The 16,498-nt window shown below is 53.6% G+C and carries 16 protein-coding genes; 7 read left to right on the top strand and 9 right to left on the bottom strand.

Going from position 1 to position 16,498, the window contains the following annotated elements:
• Positions 1-72: 72 nt before the first annotated feature.
• Positions 73-1,614, top strand: coding sequence for a glycerol-3-phosphate dehydrogenase/oxidase (locus FW415_RS22755; RefSeq protein ID WP_148389407.1), 1,542 nt, complete (start codon positions 73-75; stop codon positions 1,612-1,614).
• Positions 1,615-1,619: 5 nt separating this feature from the next.
• Here FW415_RS22755 and FW415_RS22750 read toward each other — a convergent pair whose 3' ends face one another.
• Genes FW415_RS22750 through FW415_RS22735 form a run of 4 tightly spaced genes read right to left on the bottom strand, consistent with a single transcriptional unit; the run spans position 1,620 to position 3,704 of the window.
• Positions 1,620-2,189, bottom strand: coding sequence for a nitroreductase (locus FW415_RS22750; RefSeq protein ID WP_148389406.1), 570 nt, complete (start codon positions 2,187-2,189; stop codon positions 1,620-1,622).
• Complete coding sequence (locus FW415_RS22745; RefSeq protein ID WP_148389405.1) at positions 2,186-2,614, bottom strand: thioesterase family protein; 429 nt, start codon at positions 2,612-2,614, stop codon at positions 2,186-2,188. The genes FW415_RS22750 and FW415_RS22745 overlap by 4 nt, the downstream gene beginning before the upstream one ends.
• Positions 2,601-3,191 (bottom strand): RdgB/HAM1 family non-canonical purine NTP pyrophosphatase, encoded by a 591-nt coding sequence (rdgB, locus tag FW415_RS22740; protein ID WP_148389404.1) that lies wholly within the window; start codon positions 3,189-3,191, stop codon positions 2,601-2,603. Before rdgB ends, FW415_RS22745 begins: the two co-directional genes overlap by 14 nt.
• A 15-nt stretch (positions 3,192-3,206) precedes the next feature.
• Positions 3,207-3,704, bottom strand: coding sequence for a hypothetical protein (locus FW415_RS22735; protein WP_148389403.1), 498 nt, complete (start codon positions 3,702-3,704; stop codon positions 3,207-3,209).
• A gap of 126 nt (positions 3,705-3,830) precedes the next feature.
• Here FW415_RS22735 and FW415_RS22730 point away from each other — a divergent pair, with 126 nt between their 5' ends.
• The 4 genes from FW415_RS22730 (at position 3,831) to rpsG (ending at position 6,465) form a co-directional block, all read left to right on the top strand.
• Positions 3,831-4,937, top strand: coding sequence for a branched-chain amino acid aminotransferase (locus FW415_RS22730; RefSeq protein WP_246858837.1), 1,107 nt, complete (start codon positions 3,831-3,833; stop codon positions 4,935-4,937).
• A gap of 214 nt (positions 4,938-5,151) precedes the next feature.
• Positions 5,152-5,451, top strand: a complete 300-nt coding sequence (locus FW415_RS22725; protein ID WP_148389402.1) for a hypothetical protein — start codon at positions 5,152-5,154, stop codon at positions 5,449-5,451.
• Positions 5,452-5,585: 134 nt separating this feature from the next.
• Positions 5,586-5,966 carry a 30S ribosomal protein S12 gene (rpsL, locus tag FW415_RS22720; protein WP_026751391.1) on the top strand — a complete coding sequence of 127 codons (381 nt, stop codon included), beginning with the start codon at positions 5,586-5,588 and terminating at the stop codon, positions 5,964-5,966.
• A 31-nt stretch (positions 5,967-5,997) separates the two neighbouring features.
• The gene (gene rpsG / locus FW415_RS22715) at positions 5,998-6,465 is read left to right on the top strand and encodes a 30S ribosomal protein S7 (RefSeq protein WP_148389401.1); all 468 of its coding nucleotides are present in this window, start codon (positions 5,998-6,000) and stop codon (positions 6,463-6,465) included.
• A gap of 246 nt (positions 6,466-6,711) precedes the next feature.
• Here the strand turns inward: rpsG and FW415_RS22710 are convergent, their stop codons facing one another.
• Genes FW415_RS22710 through FW415_RS22695 form a run of 4 tightly spaced genes read right to left on the bottom strand, consistent with a single transcriptional unit; the run spans position 6,712 to position 11,908 of the window.
• Positions 6,712-9,729, bottom strand: coding sequence for a collagen-like protein (locus FW415_RS22710; protein ID WP_210420775.1), 3,018 nt, complete (start codon positions 9,727-9,729; stop codon positions 6,712-6,714).
• Positions 9,730-9,734: 5 nt separating this feature from the next.
• Complete coding sequence (locus FW415_RS22705; protein ID WP_148389400.1) at positions 9,735-10,172, bottom strand: hypothetical protein; 438 nt, start codon at positions 10,170-10,172, stop codon at positions 9,735-9,737.
• 38 nt (positions 10,173-10,210) lie between these two features.
• Positions 10,211-11,371, bottom strand: a complete 1,161-nt coding sequence (gene porV / locus FW415_RS22700; RefSeq protein ID WP_148389399.1) for a type IX secretion system outer membrane channel protein PorV — start codon at positions 11,369-11,371, stop codon at positions 10,211-10,213.
• 33 nt (positions 11,372-11,404) lie between these two features.
• On the bottom strand, positions 11,405-11,908 hold the full coding sequence (locus FW415_RS22695) for a T9SS type A sorting domain-containing protein (RefSeq protein ID WP_148389398.1): 504 nt from the start codon (positions 11,906-11,908) through the stop codon (positions 11,405-11,407).
• A gap of 438 nt (positions 11,909-12,346) precedes the next feature.
• On the opposite strand from FW415_RS22695, the gene fusA reads away from it, so the two are divergent.
• On the top strand, positions 12,347-14,491 hold the full coding sequence (gene fusA, locus FW415_RS22690; RefSeq protein WP_148389397.1) for an elongation factor G: 2,145 nt from the start codon (positions 12,347-12,349) through the stop codon (positions 14,489-14,491).
• Positions 14,492-14,607: 116 nt separating this feature from the next.
• Positions 14,608-15,189 carry a hypothetical protein gene (locus tag FW415_RS22685; RefSeq protein WP_148389396.1) on the top strand — a complete coding sequence of 194 codons (582 nt, stop codon included), beginning with the start codon at positions 14,608-14,610 and terminating at the stop codon, positions 15,187-15,189.
• A 32-nt stretch (positions 15,190-15,221) separates the two neighbouring features.
• Here the strand turns inward: FW415_RS22685 and FW415_RS22680 are convergent, their stop codons facing one another.
• Entirely contained in the window at positions 15,222-16,331 is a 1,110-nt protein-coding gene (locus FW415_RS22680) for a sorbosone dehydrogenase family protein (RefSeq protein ID WP_148389395.1), read from the bottom strand.
• Between the last annotated feature and the right edge of the window lie 167 nt (positions 16,332-16,498).

The following is a 16,498-nucleotide window of genomic DNA, read 5'->3' as shown; positions in this document are numbered from 1 at the left end:
AAAAATCCATGTATTTTTGCGAGTATCGGAATGCGATGTATATTGTATAATAATGCTTGAACATAAGAGACAATGAACCGTTCAGAACAACTGGGAACTATCGAAAGGCAGCAGGACTGGGATGTGATCGTTATCGGGGGAGGCGCTACCGGCCTCGGTGCGGCACTGGAAGCCACCACAAGAGGGTACCGGACACTGCTGCTGGAGCAATCTGATTTTGCCAAATCTACCTCGAGTAAAGCCACCAAACTGCTGCATGGCGGCGTCCGTTATCTCGCCCAGGGCGATATAGCGCTTGTCAGGGAGGCCAGCATAGAAAGAGGCCTGCTGCTGAAGAATGCCAAACACCTTTCCCGCAACCTGTCCTTTATCATTCCCGCCTATAGCTGGTGGGAAGGTATTTACTATACCATCGGACTGAAACTGTACGACTGGATGGCGGGAAGGCTCAGCCTTGGCCGTTCCGTGCACATCTCCAGGAAGAAAACACTGGAAAAACTGCCCGGCCTGAAAGCAGACCGGCTGTCCGCCGGTATCCTGTATCATGATGGGCAGTTCGATGACGCCCGGCTGGCGGTGAACCTTATGCAGACCATCTTCGAACAGGGCGGTGTGGCGCTGAATTATATGAAAGTAAAAGCCCTGCAGAAAAACGGCAATGGCCAACTGTCCGTTGTGACGGCGGAAGACGTGGAAACCGGCAAACAATACACACTCAAAGCCAAAGGGATCATCAATGCCACAGGTGTTTTTGTGGACGATATCCTGGAAATGGACAATCCCGATATCAAACGCAGCATAGTAGCCAGCCAGGGCGTGCACCTGGTGCTGGACCGCTCTTTTCTGCCGGGAGACAATGCCCTCATGATCCCCAAGACCAGCGACGGCCGCGTGCTGTTCGCCGTGCCCTGGCACAACAAGATAGTGGTGGGCACCACGGATAACCCCGTAAAGGAGATCAGCCTGGACCCTGTGGCCATGGAAAAAGAGATCAACTTCATCCTTTCCACCGCGCAGCAATACCTCGCGCACCCGCCATCCCGCAAAGACGTGAAAAGCGTCTGGGCCGGGCTAAGGCCACTGGCCAAGCCGGAGAAAAGCGAAAAAACAAAGGAAATATCCCGCAACCACAAGATCATGGTATCGCCTTCCGGCCTTGTGACCATCCTTGGCGGCAAGTGGACGACCTACCGGAAAATGGGGGAGGACGTAGTGGACAAACTGGAGCAGGTCAAACAATGGCCGCATAAACCTTCCGTTACCCGCGAGCTGCCCGTTCACGGATCGGCGGTAAAGATCGGGCAGGATGACCCCTTATATTATTATGGGTCTGATGCGGCTGCCGTTAAAGCATTGGGAAAGGAAGTGCTGAGCGAATCCCTCGGGATCACAGATGCCCAGCCGGTATGGGCAGTACGTACGGAAATGGCTTTCACCGTGGAAGATGTGCTGGCCCGCAGGACCCGCGCCCTGTTCCTGGATTCGGACGAGGCGGTGCGCATTGCGCCGAAAGTAGCGGCCATCATGGCGGGAGAATTGGGGAAAGACAAACACTGGGAAGAACAACAGGTACGTTCGTTCCGGGAGCTGGCCCAAACGTACCAGTTGTCATAAGTGATCTACATCCATTTAACTTTTTCATCAAGAGGCTTCAGGCGCCGTCCGGGGCGTGGGGCCTCTTCGGAATATCCGAGATACAGGAAGCCCAGCACTTTATCCTCATCACGCAGCCCGAGGTAATCCTGCATGGCCGGCGTATAGGTCATGCCCCCGGAGCCCCAGTACACCGCTATCTGCTGGTCAGTTGCCGCGAGCCAGATGTTCTGCACGGCACAAGCCACCGCCGCTATCTCTTCCACCTCCGGGATCTTGGGGTTGCTGCCGCGTTTCATGCAGATGGCGATCACATGGGAAGCCAGGTCCCCCTGCGTTTGCAGCTTTTCATAATTGCCGGGTATGTAACTGGCCGCCGGCGTATAGGCTTTATACAGCTCCGCATGATCTGTACAGAACGTTTTCACCTTGTCCCCGCCGAATACGGCAAAATACCAGGGCTCGGTCAGCCCGTGGGTCGGCGCCCAGTCCGCCAGCTGCAAAAGCTCCTGCACAACAGCATCATCGATCTTCTTTCCGTTCATGCTGGTAGGCTTCACCGTCCGGCGAAGCTGTATGATCTCCTTTATATTCATATCAGTTTTTGTTTCAGTGCTTCCGGCAGCCTGGCCACCTTCCGCTGTTCATAATCGAAGCAGACCATGCCGGTCTTGGCTTCCGCAATAACGCTGTTTTTTCCGTCGCGCACCGTGCTGATACGGTAAAACAGGTCAAATCCCGCACTGCTCAGTTCATCAGCGGTTATCTCCACTGTAAGCTGGTCGCCGTAGAAACCCTCACCTTTATACAATACCGCCAGGTCCGCCATGATCATGGAGGTGCCGAAGGCATCCAGTTCCGTGCAGCCGATGGAAGCGAGGTATTGCAGGCGGGATTCATGAAGGATGGAAACGATCGCGTCGTTCCCCACATGCCCGCCGTAGTTCACATCGCCGATACGTACCGGGATGATACAGGAGAAACCGTAGGCGGAGGGCATGTCTATTTTAACTCTTGCCATGCTGTTGTTGTTGTAAAAAATCGATGAGTTTCCGGAATGCCTTGCCGCGGTGGCTGAACTGGTTCTTTTCCGCAAGGTCCATTTCAGCAAAAGCTTTGGTGCTGCCTTCCGGCTGGAAGATCGGGTCGTAACCGAAGCCTTTGCCACCTTTGCGGGCGGGGAGGATGCTGCCTTCCGCGATCCCTTCGAACTGGTATTCCTGTCCTTCCAGAATGAGGGAGATCACCGTTCTGAAGCGGGCTTTCCGGTTGGGCTGGTTTTCCAGAAGCTGCAGCACTTTGGTCATATTGTCCTCCGCGCTTTTCTGTTCTCCCGCATAACGGGCGGAAAGCACGCCGGGTTCGCCGTTCAGGGCGTCAATTTCCAGGCCGGTGTCTTCGGAAAAGGAGTTTTTGCCCGTCATCCGGTGGATGGTGGCTGATTTTTCCAGGGCATTGGCCTCCAGGGTGTCATGCGGTTCGGGTATATCGATATCGATGCCTGCTTCCTGAAGGGTGACGATGTGAAAGGCATCGCCAAGCATGGAGCGGATCTCCCGGACCTTATTGTCATTATTCGTAGCAAATACTAGCGTCATAGCCGCGCAAGTTAATCAAATCCCGAAAAGTTGTTTCAATCCCTGCCATAAACGGCCTTTGAGCTGCTTGTCGGTTGCAATCAGTTGCAGGTCATCTGAATGGACGGCCACCACCTGGCCGTGTGTTTCCGGCAGATAGGGTTGCATTGGTGGCAAACCCAGGATGGCAGGGGGAATGGCGAAAATGATGCATTGCCTTGCGGATACGGCCTGCTGGTAATCTGCCAGGGTAAGGCCGGGATAAAGCGCAATATTGATCAATGCAACATCCTGCATGCCCAGTTTGCATGCATTCAATATATTGGCGAGGAGATTGAATAATTCGTCGTTCAAATACGCTTCGCTTTCATTTTGTATCAGCAGCAGGATGTTTTTTTGATTTTCGCCTAAATATTTGACTTTAGGCAAAGCTTTTGCCACCGCGGGTTGCGCCCTGTGCTCCTCCGGGATGATAGGCTGGTCGTACATTTGCGCCAGCAAATAGGGGTCCAGCTGAAGTCGGTCAAGGCTCATAAATATATAATTAATGATTAATACAACGGTCCCCATGTTGGGGAAAAAACGTTTATTTGCGGATCGTCCGGAAGGAACGGTACCTGCTTGGAAAATGTAAAAATATTGAGATAAAATTGATTAACCATGATGGCAGTTGACTATCCCGCCGCTAAATCTGTAATAATGGAAGAAGCGATGAAGAAGATTAAGGTAACCAGGACCCCGAAAAGCCGGCTCAGCGAGGTGGACTTTAATAATCTGGTGTTTGGTAAAAAGTATGCGGACCATATGCTTGTGGCCGATTTTGATGGAAAAGAATGGAAGAATGCGGAAATTCTGCCTTTCGGGCATCTGAGCATCAGCCCTTCCAATGCCGCCTGGCATTACGGGCAGGCGATCTTTGAGGGCATCAAGGCTTACCAGGACCAGGAGGGCAATCCCATGATCTTCCGTCCATACGACAATTACGCCCGTTTTAATATCAGTGCGGAAAGAATGGGCATGCCCGATGTGCCGGAATGGCTCTTTATCGGGGGCATGGCCATGCTGGTGGACCTGGATCGCGGCTGGGTGCCGGGCAATCCCGGCTGTTCCCTCTACCTGCGGCCTTTTATGATCGCAGCAGACGAGTTCATCGGGGTACGGCCTTCCGATACCTATAAGTTCATGATCATCAATTCCCCTTCGGGGCCTTATTTCAACAAGCCTATCCACCTGCTGGTGCAGGACAAATATATCAGGGCCTTCCCCGGCGGGGTAGGCTATGCCAAAGCCGCGGGCAACTACGGCGGGACCATGTACCCCACCATGCAGGCGCGTAAAAAGGGGTACGACCAGATATTGTGGGTGGATGGAGCCGAACATAAATACCTGCAGGAATGCGGTACGATGAACGTATTTGTGGTCATCGGGAGCCGCGTCTTTACGCCGGATCTGACCAATGGCACCATCCTGGCCGGGGTTACCCGTATCAGCGTGATGGAGATACTGGGGGATATGGGGCTGGAAGTAGTGGAAGGGCCGGTATCCATAGATGATGTGGTGAAAGCCTGGAAAGACGGCAGCCTGCGGGAAGTTTTCGGCACCGGTACCGCCTCCAGCGTGGCGTATGTGGAGCAGCTGGACTATAAAGACCACCAGATCAGGCTGGATACTGCCAAATATGATGTTAGCGCAGAGGTCATCAACCGGCTGGATGCGATCCGCACCGGCAAGGCGGAGGATGACAAAGGATGGAATTTTAAAATTTAGGGTAATATTATATTAATAGTGATAAAAGGCCTTCCGCGGGAGGCCTTTTATTATTTCTGAAAAGTATATATAAGTTGCTTTTGATCAGCAATACGCCGGATCAACGCCGGATCATCTCCACCTCATATCCATAGCATACCCATGGCATACCCATAGCATACCCATGGTATACCCATGGATACAAAAGTCCTCCGCTGATATTATCTTTGCGGGTATGACCATTTCAGTATTTAAAGATACCCTGAGGAACGATCATCCGCCCGCCGGTCTCAGCCCGGTGCTGGAAGCCATGTGGTGGGACGGGAAGGGGAACTGGGAGCGATCGCATGATATTGCGCAGGAGATACATTCGGCCGCAGGGTCCTGGGTGCATGCTTATTTGCATCGTAAGGAAGGAGACCGACACAATGCAGCCTACTGGTACGCCAGGGCGGGCAAAGTGATGCCCGGGGGAAGCCTGGATGCGGAGTGGGAGCAGATGGTGACCGTGCTATTGGGAGAGAATGCAGGATAAGCCTGCTTTTTTTGGAAATTTTCTTTCCTACAATTTTGTATTCTAATTAGTAAGTGATACCTTTGCCCTCCCAAATTCCCATAATGGGATATCCGGGCCAGATTATAAACCAGCAGAAAATAAACTAGGTAAGAATGCCTACTATACAACAATTAGTAAGAAAAGGAAGAGAAATTATCCGGGCCAAATCCAAGTCCAGAGCATTGGATGCTTGTCCGCAGCGTCGTGGCGTTTGTACCCGTGTGTACACTACCACTCCGAAGAAACCGAACTCTGCTTTGCGTAAAGTTGCCAAAGTGCGTCTGACCAATAAAGTGGAAGTTATCGCGTATATTCCAGGTGAAGGCCATAACCTGCAGGAACACTCCATCGTACTGATCCGTGGCGGAAGGGTAAAAGATCTGCCGGGCGTACGTTACCACATCGTTCGTGGTTCCCTGGATACTGCTGGTGTGAAAGACAGGAAACAAAGCCGTTCCAAATACGGTACCAAGAAGGAAAAGGCCAAGAAATAACAAATTATAAAAGTCGAAATTTTTCAAATAAATGAGAAAGCAAGCTGCGAAAAAATTACCACTGGCCCCGGACCCCAGGTTTCAGGATAAACTGGTGACCCGTTTCGTGAATAATATCATGGAACAAGGAAAAAAGAGCATTGCCTATAAAATTTTCTATGATGCCGTAGACCGCGTAAGCGCTCAGACGAACGAAAACGGTTACGATATCTGGAAAAAAGCATTATCCAACGTAACGCCTGCCGTAGAAGTACGCAGCCGCCGTATCGGTGGTGCTACCTTCCAGATCCCCGCGGAAGTTCGTGCGGACAGAAAAGTATCCCTCAGCATCAAATGGCTCGTACGTTACGCAAGCGAAAGAAACGGCAAGAGCATGGCTGAAAAACTGGCCAACGAGATCATCGCTGCCAGCAAAGGTGAAGGTGCCGCTTACAAAAAGAAAGAAGATACCCACCGTATGGCTGAAGCTAACAAAGCTTTCTCCCACTTCAAAATATAGCATATTCCCGCTTCGGCGGAATAGATATAATTTCCGAACATCTCCGGTCTTTCCGGGGATGTTCTTGTTTTGTCCCTACCCATCTTTTCCGGTTGCAGGGAAGCTGGTGGGAAAGCCTCCAATAAAGAAGCCGCCTCCCTGGTTTTATCAACCCATGAAGACGGCTTTTTGCATTGAAGCTGTTTATACATTGCGGGCCTTGTCCGGCCAGAGACGTTTTCGCACTGGCCAGACATCGCCCTGCTCTTATTTTACATTGACCAGCACTTTGATCATGCCTTCGCCGGAACGGAGTTCCTGCAGCGCCTTGCCGATCACCTGGCCGGGTTTTACCTTTTCGGGGTCTGCTTTCATGGCATAACCCGGTTTGCCGGAAGTCACCAGCATATCGCCCCGTTTGATGGGCCCGCCTTCGTCACAAACTTTGGTGGGGATCACGCCCACAACGCCCATCGGCACCTGGTGGTCGATATTCTCGTCAATACCCGCTTCCGTCAGCAATACGCCCGGTTTGGTAGCGTACACACCGGCAACGAGGCTGGAATAGGGAGTGCTGGATTTCTCCATCATCCTGTCCGCATCCGTAGCGATCACCAACACATCTCCCGGTTCATACGCCGCTTTTCCCCCGCTTACATCAAAGGACTCGGCAATATCTGCTCCGCTGTTCTGGGTACCGTCGTTGAAAAATCCCCTTCCCGCCTTGTTCACCCTGGCCACGTTAGTGCCACTGCTTTGGAAAACGGCGATGTTGCCCGAAGCGCCTCCGTGGTTGGCCAGCAATGTGGATCCTGTGCCAGTGGTGCTGATATGGACAACAGGATTGGTATTACCGGTGTTGAAGTTGGCAAAACGGCCGGCACGGCCTGATCCGAAGTTGGGTATCCATCCATAAACGGCATTTCCGCTGCCGTCAGCGCTGGCTTCCACGCCATCCCCACTTCCGCCTGCGTTAGCGGTGACGCCGTTGCCGTTACCCTCCGTAAGGGCCAGAACAGCCGGGCCGTTGCCAGCCGGATTGGAAGCATAGAACAAGCCGGCATAACCACCGGTGCCGGATGACAGGCCATATACGCCCGCCGTTCCGAAATTGGCGAAGATGGAATTTACTTCACCTTTTACCGCCGGGGAAGTGCCTGTAGTCCTGTCTACCTTGAAATTGCCGGCTATACCGTTCCCTACAGTGGTCACAGTGATTGCGTCGCTGGTACTATTCTCGTTGAAGATATTGAACCGGCCCGCGCGGCCCGTTGCGAAAGTAGGTACCCAGGCATACAGCGCGTTGCCGCTTCCGTCTATATTCGCTTCTATCGCATTGCCGTCCTTTCCCGCATTAGCCGTGATGGCATTGCCATTGCCCTCCGTGATAGACACCAGCGCCGCGCCGTTACCGTTTACATTGGAGGCATGGAAAAGCCCGGCTAACCCACCGGTACCGGAAGAAATACCAAACAGCCCCGCAGCCCCGAAGTTGCCGAAGATCGTTTTTACTTCCCCTCTTACGGCCGCACCTACGCTATTGGTATTGTTCACGAGGAAGGAAGCGGCATTGCCCTGTGTATTGTCCGGGATATTACCGTTGCCGTTTGTTTCCACTTCCAGGGTATTGCCGGTGGTATTGGTCTGATTAAGGTTCTCGAAACGGCCGGCCCTGCCGGTGCTGTTGTTCAGACCTACTTGCCCGAGTACACCAACTCCGGTGCCGCTGGTATTGGTTGAAATGAACCCGCGCACACCATATCCTCCTCCATCATTCCGGCCTACAACCGCCCCGGCAATATCACTTGTTGTACGGCCTACCACCGCTTCACCGCCGCCGTTGTTATCCCCGATAATACCGGCTGAAGTTTGCGCGCTGGTAATGCCGTGCACTGCAAAACCGGAGCCGGTAGAGCTGCGAACACCTGCTCCGTTGCCGGATGAAGTAACGTTGATGACCGTGCCATTTCCCACGGTATTGGCTTCCAGTACATGGTTCGCATTGGCATTGTTGAAAATGGAGATGCTGGCAGGAATGCCGTTATTACTGGTGGCCGTAAGCCCTGTACCTGTATTGCTGTTGGCATACACGCCTGTGCCGCCTCCTGATGAATTGCCGTAAATGCCCAAACCGTTAGGCGTTGTACCGTAAACGCCCCATCCGGAACCCGCTTGGGAGCCCCATACGCCAACACCCAGGCCGCCTGTACCGTTATTGATGCCCCGCACAGCGGAAGAAAATCCGCCGGGGCTGGTGGAGCTCACAATACCCCTGATCGCGCTGATACTGGCTGTAGCGGTGTTGTTCACGCCTTCCAGCGATGTGCCGTCACCATCATTGGTAATGGAAAAAAGCGTGGCTGCATTATTCTCCGTAGCGCTGTAAGGCAGGGTGAACGTTCCGCCTCCTGCATTATCTGTGGCAGGAGCCCAGCTTGTTCCATCGAATTTCAACACCTGCCCGGCCGCTGGCGCTGCAGCGGATACCGGTATGGCCTGAATTTGGGCGACCGTGGGATCGGGGTATGTACCGCTCAGATCTCCGCCGGCAGGCGCTCCGGCGATGGAACCCGCAGGCCCTGCAGGGCCGGCAGGTCCAATGGGGCCAATGGGTCCGGCAGGCCCAACCGGACCAACAGCTCCATCCGCACCCGCCGGTCCAGCGGGACCAATAGGGCCAGCAGGGCCAACGGGACCCGCAGGCCCAACGGGACCAGTCGCGCCATCAGCACCGGCAGGTCCGGCGGGACCAACAGGGCCAGCCGCGCCAACAGCACCAGCAGGTCCAGCTGGCCCAACGGGGCCAGTCGCGCCATCAGCACCGGCAGGTCCGGCGGGACCAACGGGCCCGGCAGGGCCGGCAGGACCAACCGGTCCAGCCACCCCGTTCGCCGCAAATTGTGCAAACGGCACACTCATCAGCTGGGCAGTACCGAGGTCGGCATACCCGCTGCCGGGGTTCACTTCCACCTGGATGTACTGGTTGGCATCGCCCCAGGGAACGCCGGCAAAGGTACCCGTCACCGGGGTGCCGCGCCCGATCTGCAAAGTGAAGAGGCCGAGGTTGTTGGTATTGGCATTATGTGTTTCCTGGTATTGAACAGGGCCGGCAGCCGCGCCGCCGCGAATGGTAAAACGGACCGATACCGCCTTGTTGGCGAACACGGTGCCGTTGGCATTCCGGGCAACAGCCTGGTAGTTGATGCCGGAAAGCCCGTTTTGTGCGAAAGTGTCCTGCAGCGACAGCAACAGGAGGAGTATAACCGGATATAGTATTTTTTTCATTGTGCTCAGTTTTTAGGTTTGGGGGCTGGCTGACCGTTCTCCGATCCCTGGTCAGTATTGGGGATTTTGATCTTTGCCCTGGCGGCAGCATTATCCTCCTCAACGGCTTTGGCCGTTTCGGCGCTGCTGAGCGCGGAAGGGAGTTGCCGCTGCTCGGGGGCCACCTGAAGGGCTGTGGCAGGGGCTGCGCCTGATAACCGGGCGCCGCTGCTTTTCAAAAAGATCAGGTCACGCACCGCCCTGGGGCTGGTAGCCAGTGCCTGGGGCGGTTTTACGGAGTTGGTCTTGCCCGCAGCCTCCAGGCGCGCAATATCCTGCGCAAAATCCGGGAAAAGCCGGTCCCGGCCTTTTTTGGAAACATCATGGGTCTTTTCGGGAGACTGGGCATGTACGGATACGAGGCCCGTGAGTACAAGAATGACTATACAAAGAAGTGTTTTCATGACTGTTGACATTAAGTATAAGTATGAAATAAAGAAGGTCAGTTTTCGCCGAACCGGGGGCTGTACATCAGCGTGAATCGCAGGCTCTTGCGCTGCAACAGGCTGGTGCCGGTAGGCATGAGATAAGCCATATCCACCCGGAAGCCGGAAATATTCACGCCAACGCCTGCTGCAAAATGCTGGCGGTTGCCCTTGTTCGGATGCTCATAGAAATACCCCGCCCGCGCAAAGAATTTGTGCTGGTAAGCGTATTCCATGCCGCTGCCGATCGTGAATTCGCGGATCTCCTCGCCGAATCCACCCGGAGCATCTCCGAAGGAGGAAAAGATGGATTCCACGATACCGCGATCAGGGTCCCGGCCGCTTTCGATCTCGTCCGTGGGGAAGCCGCCGGCATCCAGTTTGTACACCGGGGGAGTGGGTACCAGTAATTTGTTGATATCCACCGCCAGGGAAAACTGGTGGTCTTCCGTATGCACGAAAGTGTAGCCGCCGCCAATCCGCAGATTCATGGGAAGAAAGGTCTTGCGGTTGTTATCTTCCGTGTATTTCAGTTTGGAGCCGATGTTGGTAAAACTGATCCCCCAGCTGTAGCGGTTACCGTATTCGATATGGTCCGCATAATTCTGGTAGTACAGTCCCACATCCCCGGCAACGGCCGATGCTGGTTTTTGTACCAGGCCGTTGTAGGTGCCGGAACCGAGTTCGCTGCGGATATAGCGCAGCGATACCGCCATGCCCAGGTGTTGCCCGAGTTTTCGGGCATAAGTGCCATCTATGGCGTATTCCCGGGGGCGATACTGCTGCAGTTCCATACCGTTATCGTCCCGGAAAGTCACCTCCCCGTGGTCGAAGTACTTCACGGACAGGCCAACGCCTTCCCGGTTATTCCAGCTTTTGAAGGCGGAAACGTAGCCCATGTGGGTTTTGCTGTCATTCAGGTCCCACATCCAGGGGGAGTAGGATGCGCTGACGCCCCAGTCCCCCGCGAACGGGATCTTGGCAGCATTCCCGAAGAGGGCATTGGCATCCGGCTCAATACCCGTCACAGCATCTCCCATTGCGCTGCTCCGCGCATCGGGATTGACGAGCAGGAATGCTGCGCCTATGTTCATAGGCTGCTGCTGCGATTTCTGGGCAAATAGCGGATGTATGGCCAGGATGCAGCAAAGCATGCACAGCAGGTGCTTTTGCTTCATGTGTAATGATTTTTGGATTAAACAGAGGGTGCTTTACTGTACGATCAGCTTTTCCGTTCTGACGTGCCCGTTCACCTTGATGATGACCGTATAGATGCCCGCCGCCAGCCGGTCGACCGGTGTGGGAATGGTCACCTTCCCGGGGCCGAAGGGCTTGATATCCTGGAAGATCACCTGCCCGGCCGTGTTCACGATCATATAGACGACCGTGGCCTCCGTCAACAGGTCAAATTCCATTTTTACCGTCGTCACGGCAGGATTCGGAAAAAGCATGAAATCCAGTATGGGGCTGGCTCCCTGTGTAACAGGGGGCAGTACTTCAGGCTGCTGGAAGCCCTGGGTAAGCATGATGCCCCCGCTGAGTGTGGTGACCATCGTTTCGCCGATGGTAAAGTCGAAATTGACCGCGCCGGCCGGGCCGCTGCCGCCGCCGGAAGCTACAGCCTGCCGCACCAGTACCAGCTGCGATCTGGCCGGAAGCCAGGCCATGGCCAGCATGATGGCAGGTAACAGGAGTTTTGTAGAATAATGGTTCATGAGAGATGGGTTATGTGATGGTTATGGAATGCATAAAAATAACAGGAGAGCCTCATGCCTTCAGCAGTACTGCTGAGCATCAGATGGGTTCATTCTCGACAAAAGAATGCTTATCACGGACAATACTTTCCCCTCTCCGGGAGAATCTCATTTTTGGCTTCCCCAGCCGGTTATTATCAAAGTTTTCTGGATACTTGAAATGCTTATGGGTTCAATTAGCTCAAAGACAACATAAAGATATATAAAAAACGATGCGGACAAAGGCTTTCAGGGCTTGATTTCATTTCTGGCGGTTTTTGAAGGATGAGCGGTAGAAAATCTTTCCCGCCCGGCAGCACATGATTTAACAATTTCACAAATAATTCCGGCTTTATTTATTGATGGAAATAGATTACCTTTGCCCCCCAAATTGCATTACTTATAAGTCATTTTACTTTTATGGCAGACTTAAGATTTCAAAGAAACTTTGGTATTGCGGCGCACATCGATGCCGGTAAGACCACTACCACAGAGCGTATTCTGTATTATACAGGAAAGACCCACAAAATCGGTGAGGTTCACGAAGGGGCAGCTACCATGGACTGGATGGCCCAGGAGCAGGAGAGAGGTATTACCATCACATCTGCGGCTACTACCTGTTTCTGGAACTTCCCGACCTTGCAGGGCACAAGTACGCCTGATACCAAACAGTATAAATTCAATATCATTGATACCCCGGGGCACGTGGACTTTACCGTAGAGGTGGAGCGTTCACTGCGTGTACTGGATGGTCTGGTGGCATTGTTTTGCGCCGTATCCGGTGTTGAGCCCCAGTCTGAGACCGTATGGCGCCAGGCTAACAAATACAAGGTGCCCCGTATCGGTTTTGTGAACAAAATGGACCGTTCCGGTGCGGACTTCCTGAACGTGGTAAAACAGGTGAAGGAAATGCTCGGTGCGAATCCTGTTCCGCTGATGCTCCCCATCGGCGCTGAAGATAACTTCAAAGGCGTGGTAGACCTGATCACCATGAAAGGGATCATCTGGGATGAAGCCGGCAAAGGCGCAACCTTCGAAGAGATCGAGATCCCTGCGGATATGCAGGCGGAAGCTGAAGAATGGAGAGCAAAACTCGTGGAAGCAGTAGCTGACTACGATGACAAATTGCTGGAGAAATTCTTCGAAGACCCGAATTCCATCTCCGAAATTGAAATTCATGAAGCGATCCGCAAAGCCACTATCGATATGGCGATCATCCCGATGCTGTGCGGTTCTTCCTTCAAGAACAAAGGTGTGCAGAAAATGCTGGACGGTGTTTGTCGCTACCTCCCTTCTCCGATGGACGTTGAAGCCGTAAAAGGCGTTAACCCTGATAATGGAGAGGAGATCGAACGTCACCCCGACCCGAAAGAGCCTTTCGCAGCCCTGGCGTTCAAGATCGCTACCGACCCGTTCGTAGGCCGTCTGGCATTCTTCCGGGTTTATTCCGGCCGCCTGGACGGTGGTTCATACGTACTGAACACCCGTACCGGCAAGAACGAGCGTATCAGCCGTATCATGCAGATGCACGCTAACAAGCAGAACCCGATCGACTTCATCGAAGCCGGTGATATCGGAGCTGCTGTTGGTTTTAAAGATATCAAAACAGGGGACACGCTCTGCCACGAAGATCATCCGATCGTACTGGAATCCATGTCCTTCCCTGAACCGGTTATCCACATCGCTATCGAGCCTAAAACACAGGCAGACGTAGACAAAATGGGGATGGCCATCGCCAAGCTGGTGGAAGAGGACCCTACGCTGAAAGCAAAAACAGATGAAGAAACCGGCCAGACCGTATTATCCGGTATGGGTGAGCTTCACCTGGAGATCATCGTAGACCGTATGCGCCGCGAATTCAAGGTGGAAGTAAACCAGGGCGCTCCCCAGGTAGCTTATAAAGAAGCATTGACCAAACCGGTGGAACACCGCGAGGTATTCAAGAAACAAACCGGTGGTCGTGGTAAATTCGCCGATATCCAGGTGGAAATAGGCCCTGCTGAAGAAGAATGGCTGAAAGAAAACGAAGGCAAATCCTTCCAGTTCGTGAATGATATCTTCGGTGGTGCTATCCCCAAAGAATTCATCCCCGCGGTACAGAAAGGTTTTGAACAGTCCATGAACAATGGTGTGCTGGCCAACTTCCCGCTGACCAGCCTGAAAGTCCGTTTGTTCGACGGTTCTTTCCACGCAGTGGATTCCGATGCCATGTCTTTCGAGCTTTGCGCCAAGCAAGCCTTCCGTGAAGCCGGCAGAAAAGCGAAACCCGTACTGCTCGAACCTATCATGAAAGTGGAAGTGACCACACCCGACCAGTACATGGGTGATGTGACGGGTGACCTTAACCGCCGCCGTGGTATGCTGGAAGGTATGGAGTCCCGCAATGGCGCACAGGTGATCAAAGCCAAAGTGCCCCTGAGCGAAATGTTCGGTTACGTAACGCAGCTGCGTTCACTGTCTTCCGGCCGCGCTACCTCCATCATGGAGTTCTCTCACTACAGCCCTGCACCGAACAACATCGCTGAAGAAGTGGTGGCAAAGGTAAAAGGTAAAGTGAATGCCTGATTAGCACAAGTTGATAGATAGAATAGAAAGGCCCTCCGGATTCCGGGGGGCTTTTTTTATCGTGTAACTTTTACGGTTGTTTTCCCGTTTAATCCCAAACCTCAAATACCTCAACCATGCATTTTTACAGATCTATGCCCCTTTTATTCGGCAGCCTGCTATTGGTAGCCGCCTGCCGCAAGTCCACCAAAGAACCAGATCAGCCCCCTTTCCAGCACCGCTCCCTTGGAGAAGCGGAAGTGAAGTACCTCAAACCTTTTAGTCTTGATATCAATGAAGAAGGCGAAGATGAAGTGTACTTTACCGTCGGGCTCGTTAACGACACTGAAGGCACCCATGCACGATTTTACGCTGTTTCCCTGGTTTCCGCCAAGATCCTGGCTGGGGAAGATTCCGTGGTGAAACTGGATAAAGGCGGGATGCTGCCCCTCGTTCCGGATTATCCGCGGCAGTGGAACAGCTACGCCAATTTCATGTGCGAGCTGCTGCTTCCCGCCGCCAACCCCGCGGACACCACCTGGCGGGGCGCCTGGGTGGCTGCGGACAGGAAATACCTGGGCGTTCAGTTCAGGGAAGGGGATCAGGAATACATCGGCTGGGTATCCGCCTCCATAGATACTGCCGGCGACCGCATGTTGCTGCATGAATGTGCCTGGCGGCCGCTGAAAGCCGGGGCGATCAGGGCCGGGGACAAATAATAGCTATAGCATGCCGCTGCAGCCCGTAACCATCATTCCGGCTTGCTGATCTCGATGATCTTCGCATTATTCTCATCCGTGCAAATGTACACCCTGCCTGCCGGGGAAACACAAAGGTCCCGCAGCCGGCCGAAGGCGCCGGTGAAGTAGTTCTTTGTGCTGGCAACGGTTTGACCGTCTGTACTGAGCTTCAGCTGGTACAAGGTGGTATTTTTCAGGCTCAGCAGCAGGAGAGAGTTTTTCCACTGCGGAATACGGTCGTTATTGTAGAAGTCCAGCCCGCATAAGGCAAAGGTCCCGTTGCCGGTAGACCAGATCGGCTCTTTTATGTTATTGGCCGTGCAGAACACCGTCTCTCCGCCATTGCAGGGCCCTTCCACGGTCGGCCATCCGTAGTTGCGCTGTTTTTCGATGATGTTCACCTCATCTTCCACCCCCGCGCCATGCTCGGAGGCATACAGTGTGCCGTTCACATACACCAGCCCCTGGGGGTTGCGGTGGCCTATGCTCCAGACGGGACTGCCGGGATAGGGGTTGTCAGCCGGAACAGTGCCATCAAGGTTCAGCCGCAGTACCTTTCCGCTCAGGGATGCCGGCAGCTGTGCATTGGAAGCCGTATTGGCATCGCCGGTGGTGATGAAGAGCTTGTTATCCGGACTGATCACCAACCTGGAGCCGTTATGGATACCCGCAGCGGGAATGTTGTCAATGATCACCGCAGGGGAGCCCAGCGCACTGTCGGCATACCGGTACCGCACCACTTTCTCGCGGTAGCCATTGTCGCTGTTGTAATTGTAGACGATGTACACATCCGGCGTTTGCCCGAAATCCGGATGCAACACCATGCCCAGCAGTCCGCCTTCGCCCGTGGCTACCACATCCGGGACAGTCAGCAATGGTTTGACAGTGCCCGTTTTGGGGTCTACGCGGCTGATCCTGCCGTTCCTTTCCGTCATCCAGATGTGATCATCAGGCCCCCAGAGGATCTCCCAGGGGCGTGAAATACCCTGGCTGACCACCATCCTTACGCTGTCCGTCGGCCAGTCGGGGTCCTCAACAGGAGGATTATTTGTATTCTTTTTACAGGAGAAGGCCATGCATAAAAATGCCAACAGGCAGGCAGATATGGTCAGTGGTTTCATGGGAGCGTTTTTAAATAGGGATCAAATTTGCTGCCATGTTAAAAAAAAACAGGCGATGCATGCAACTTTTTTTTGAACCGGATGTTAGTTGGTATGTTTATTGTATTCATAATCAGTCGCTTCCTGTTTACCCCTCCTTACCTGTGAATGTCCGGAGCAGTAACATC

The sequence above is a fragment of the Chitinophaga sp. XS-30 genome (genome assembly GCF_008086345.1).
Taxonomy (GTDB): domain Bacteria; phylum Bacteroidota; class Bacteroidia; order Chitinophagales; family Chitinophagaceae; genus Chitinophaga.
This window is presented reverse-complemented; position numbering and strand designations above follow the sequence as displayed.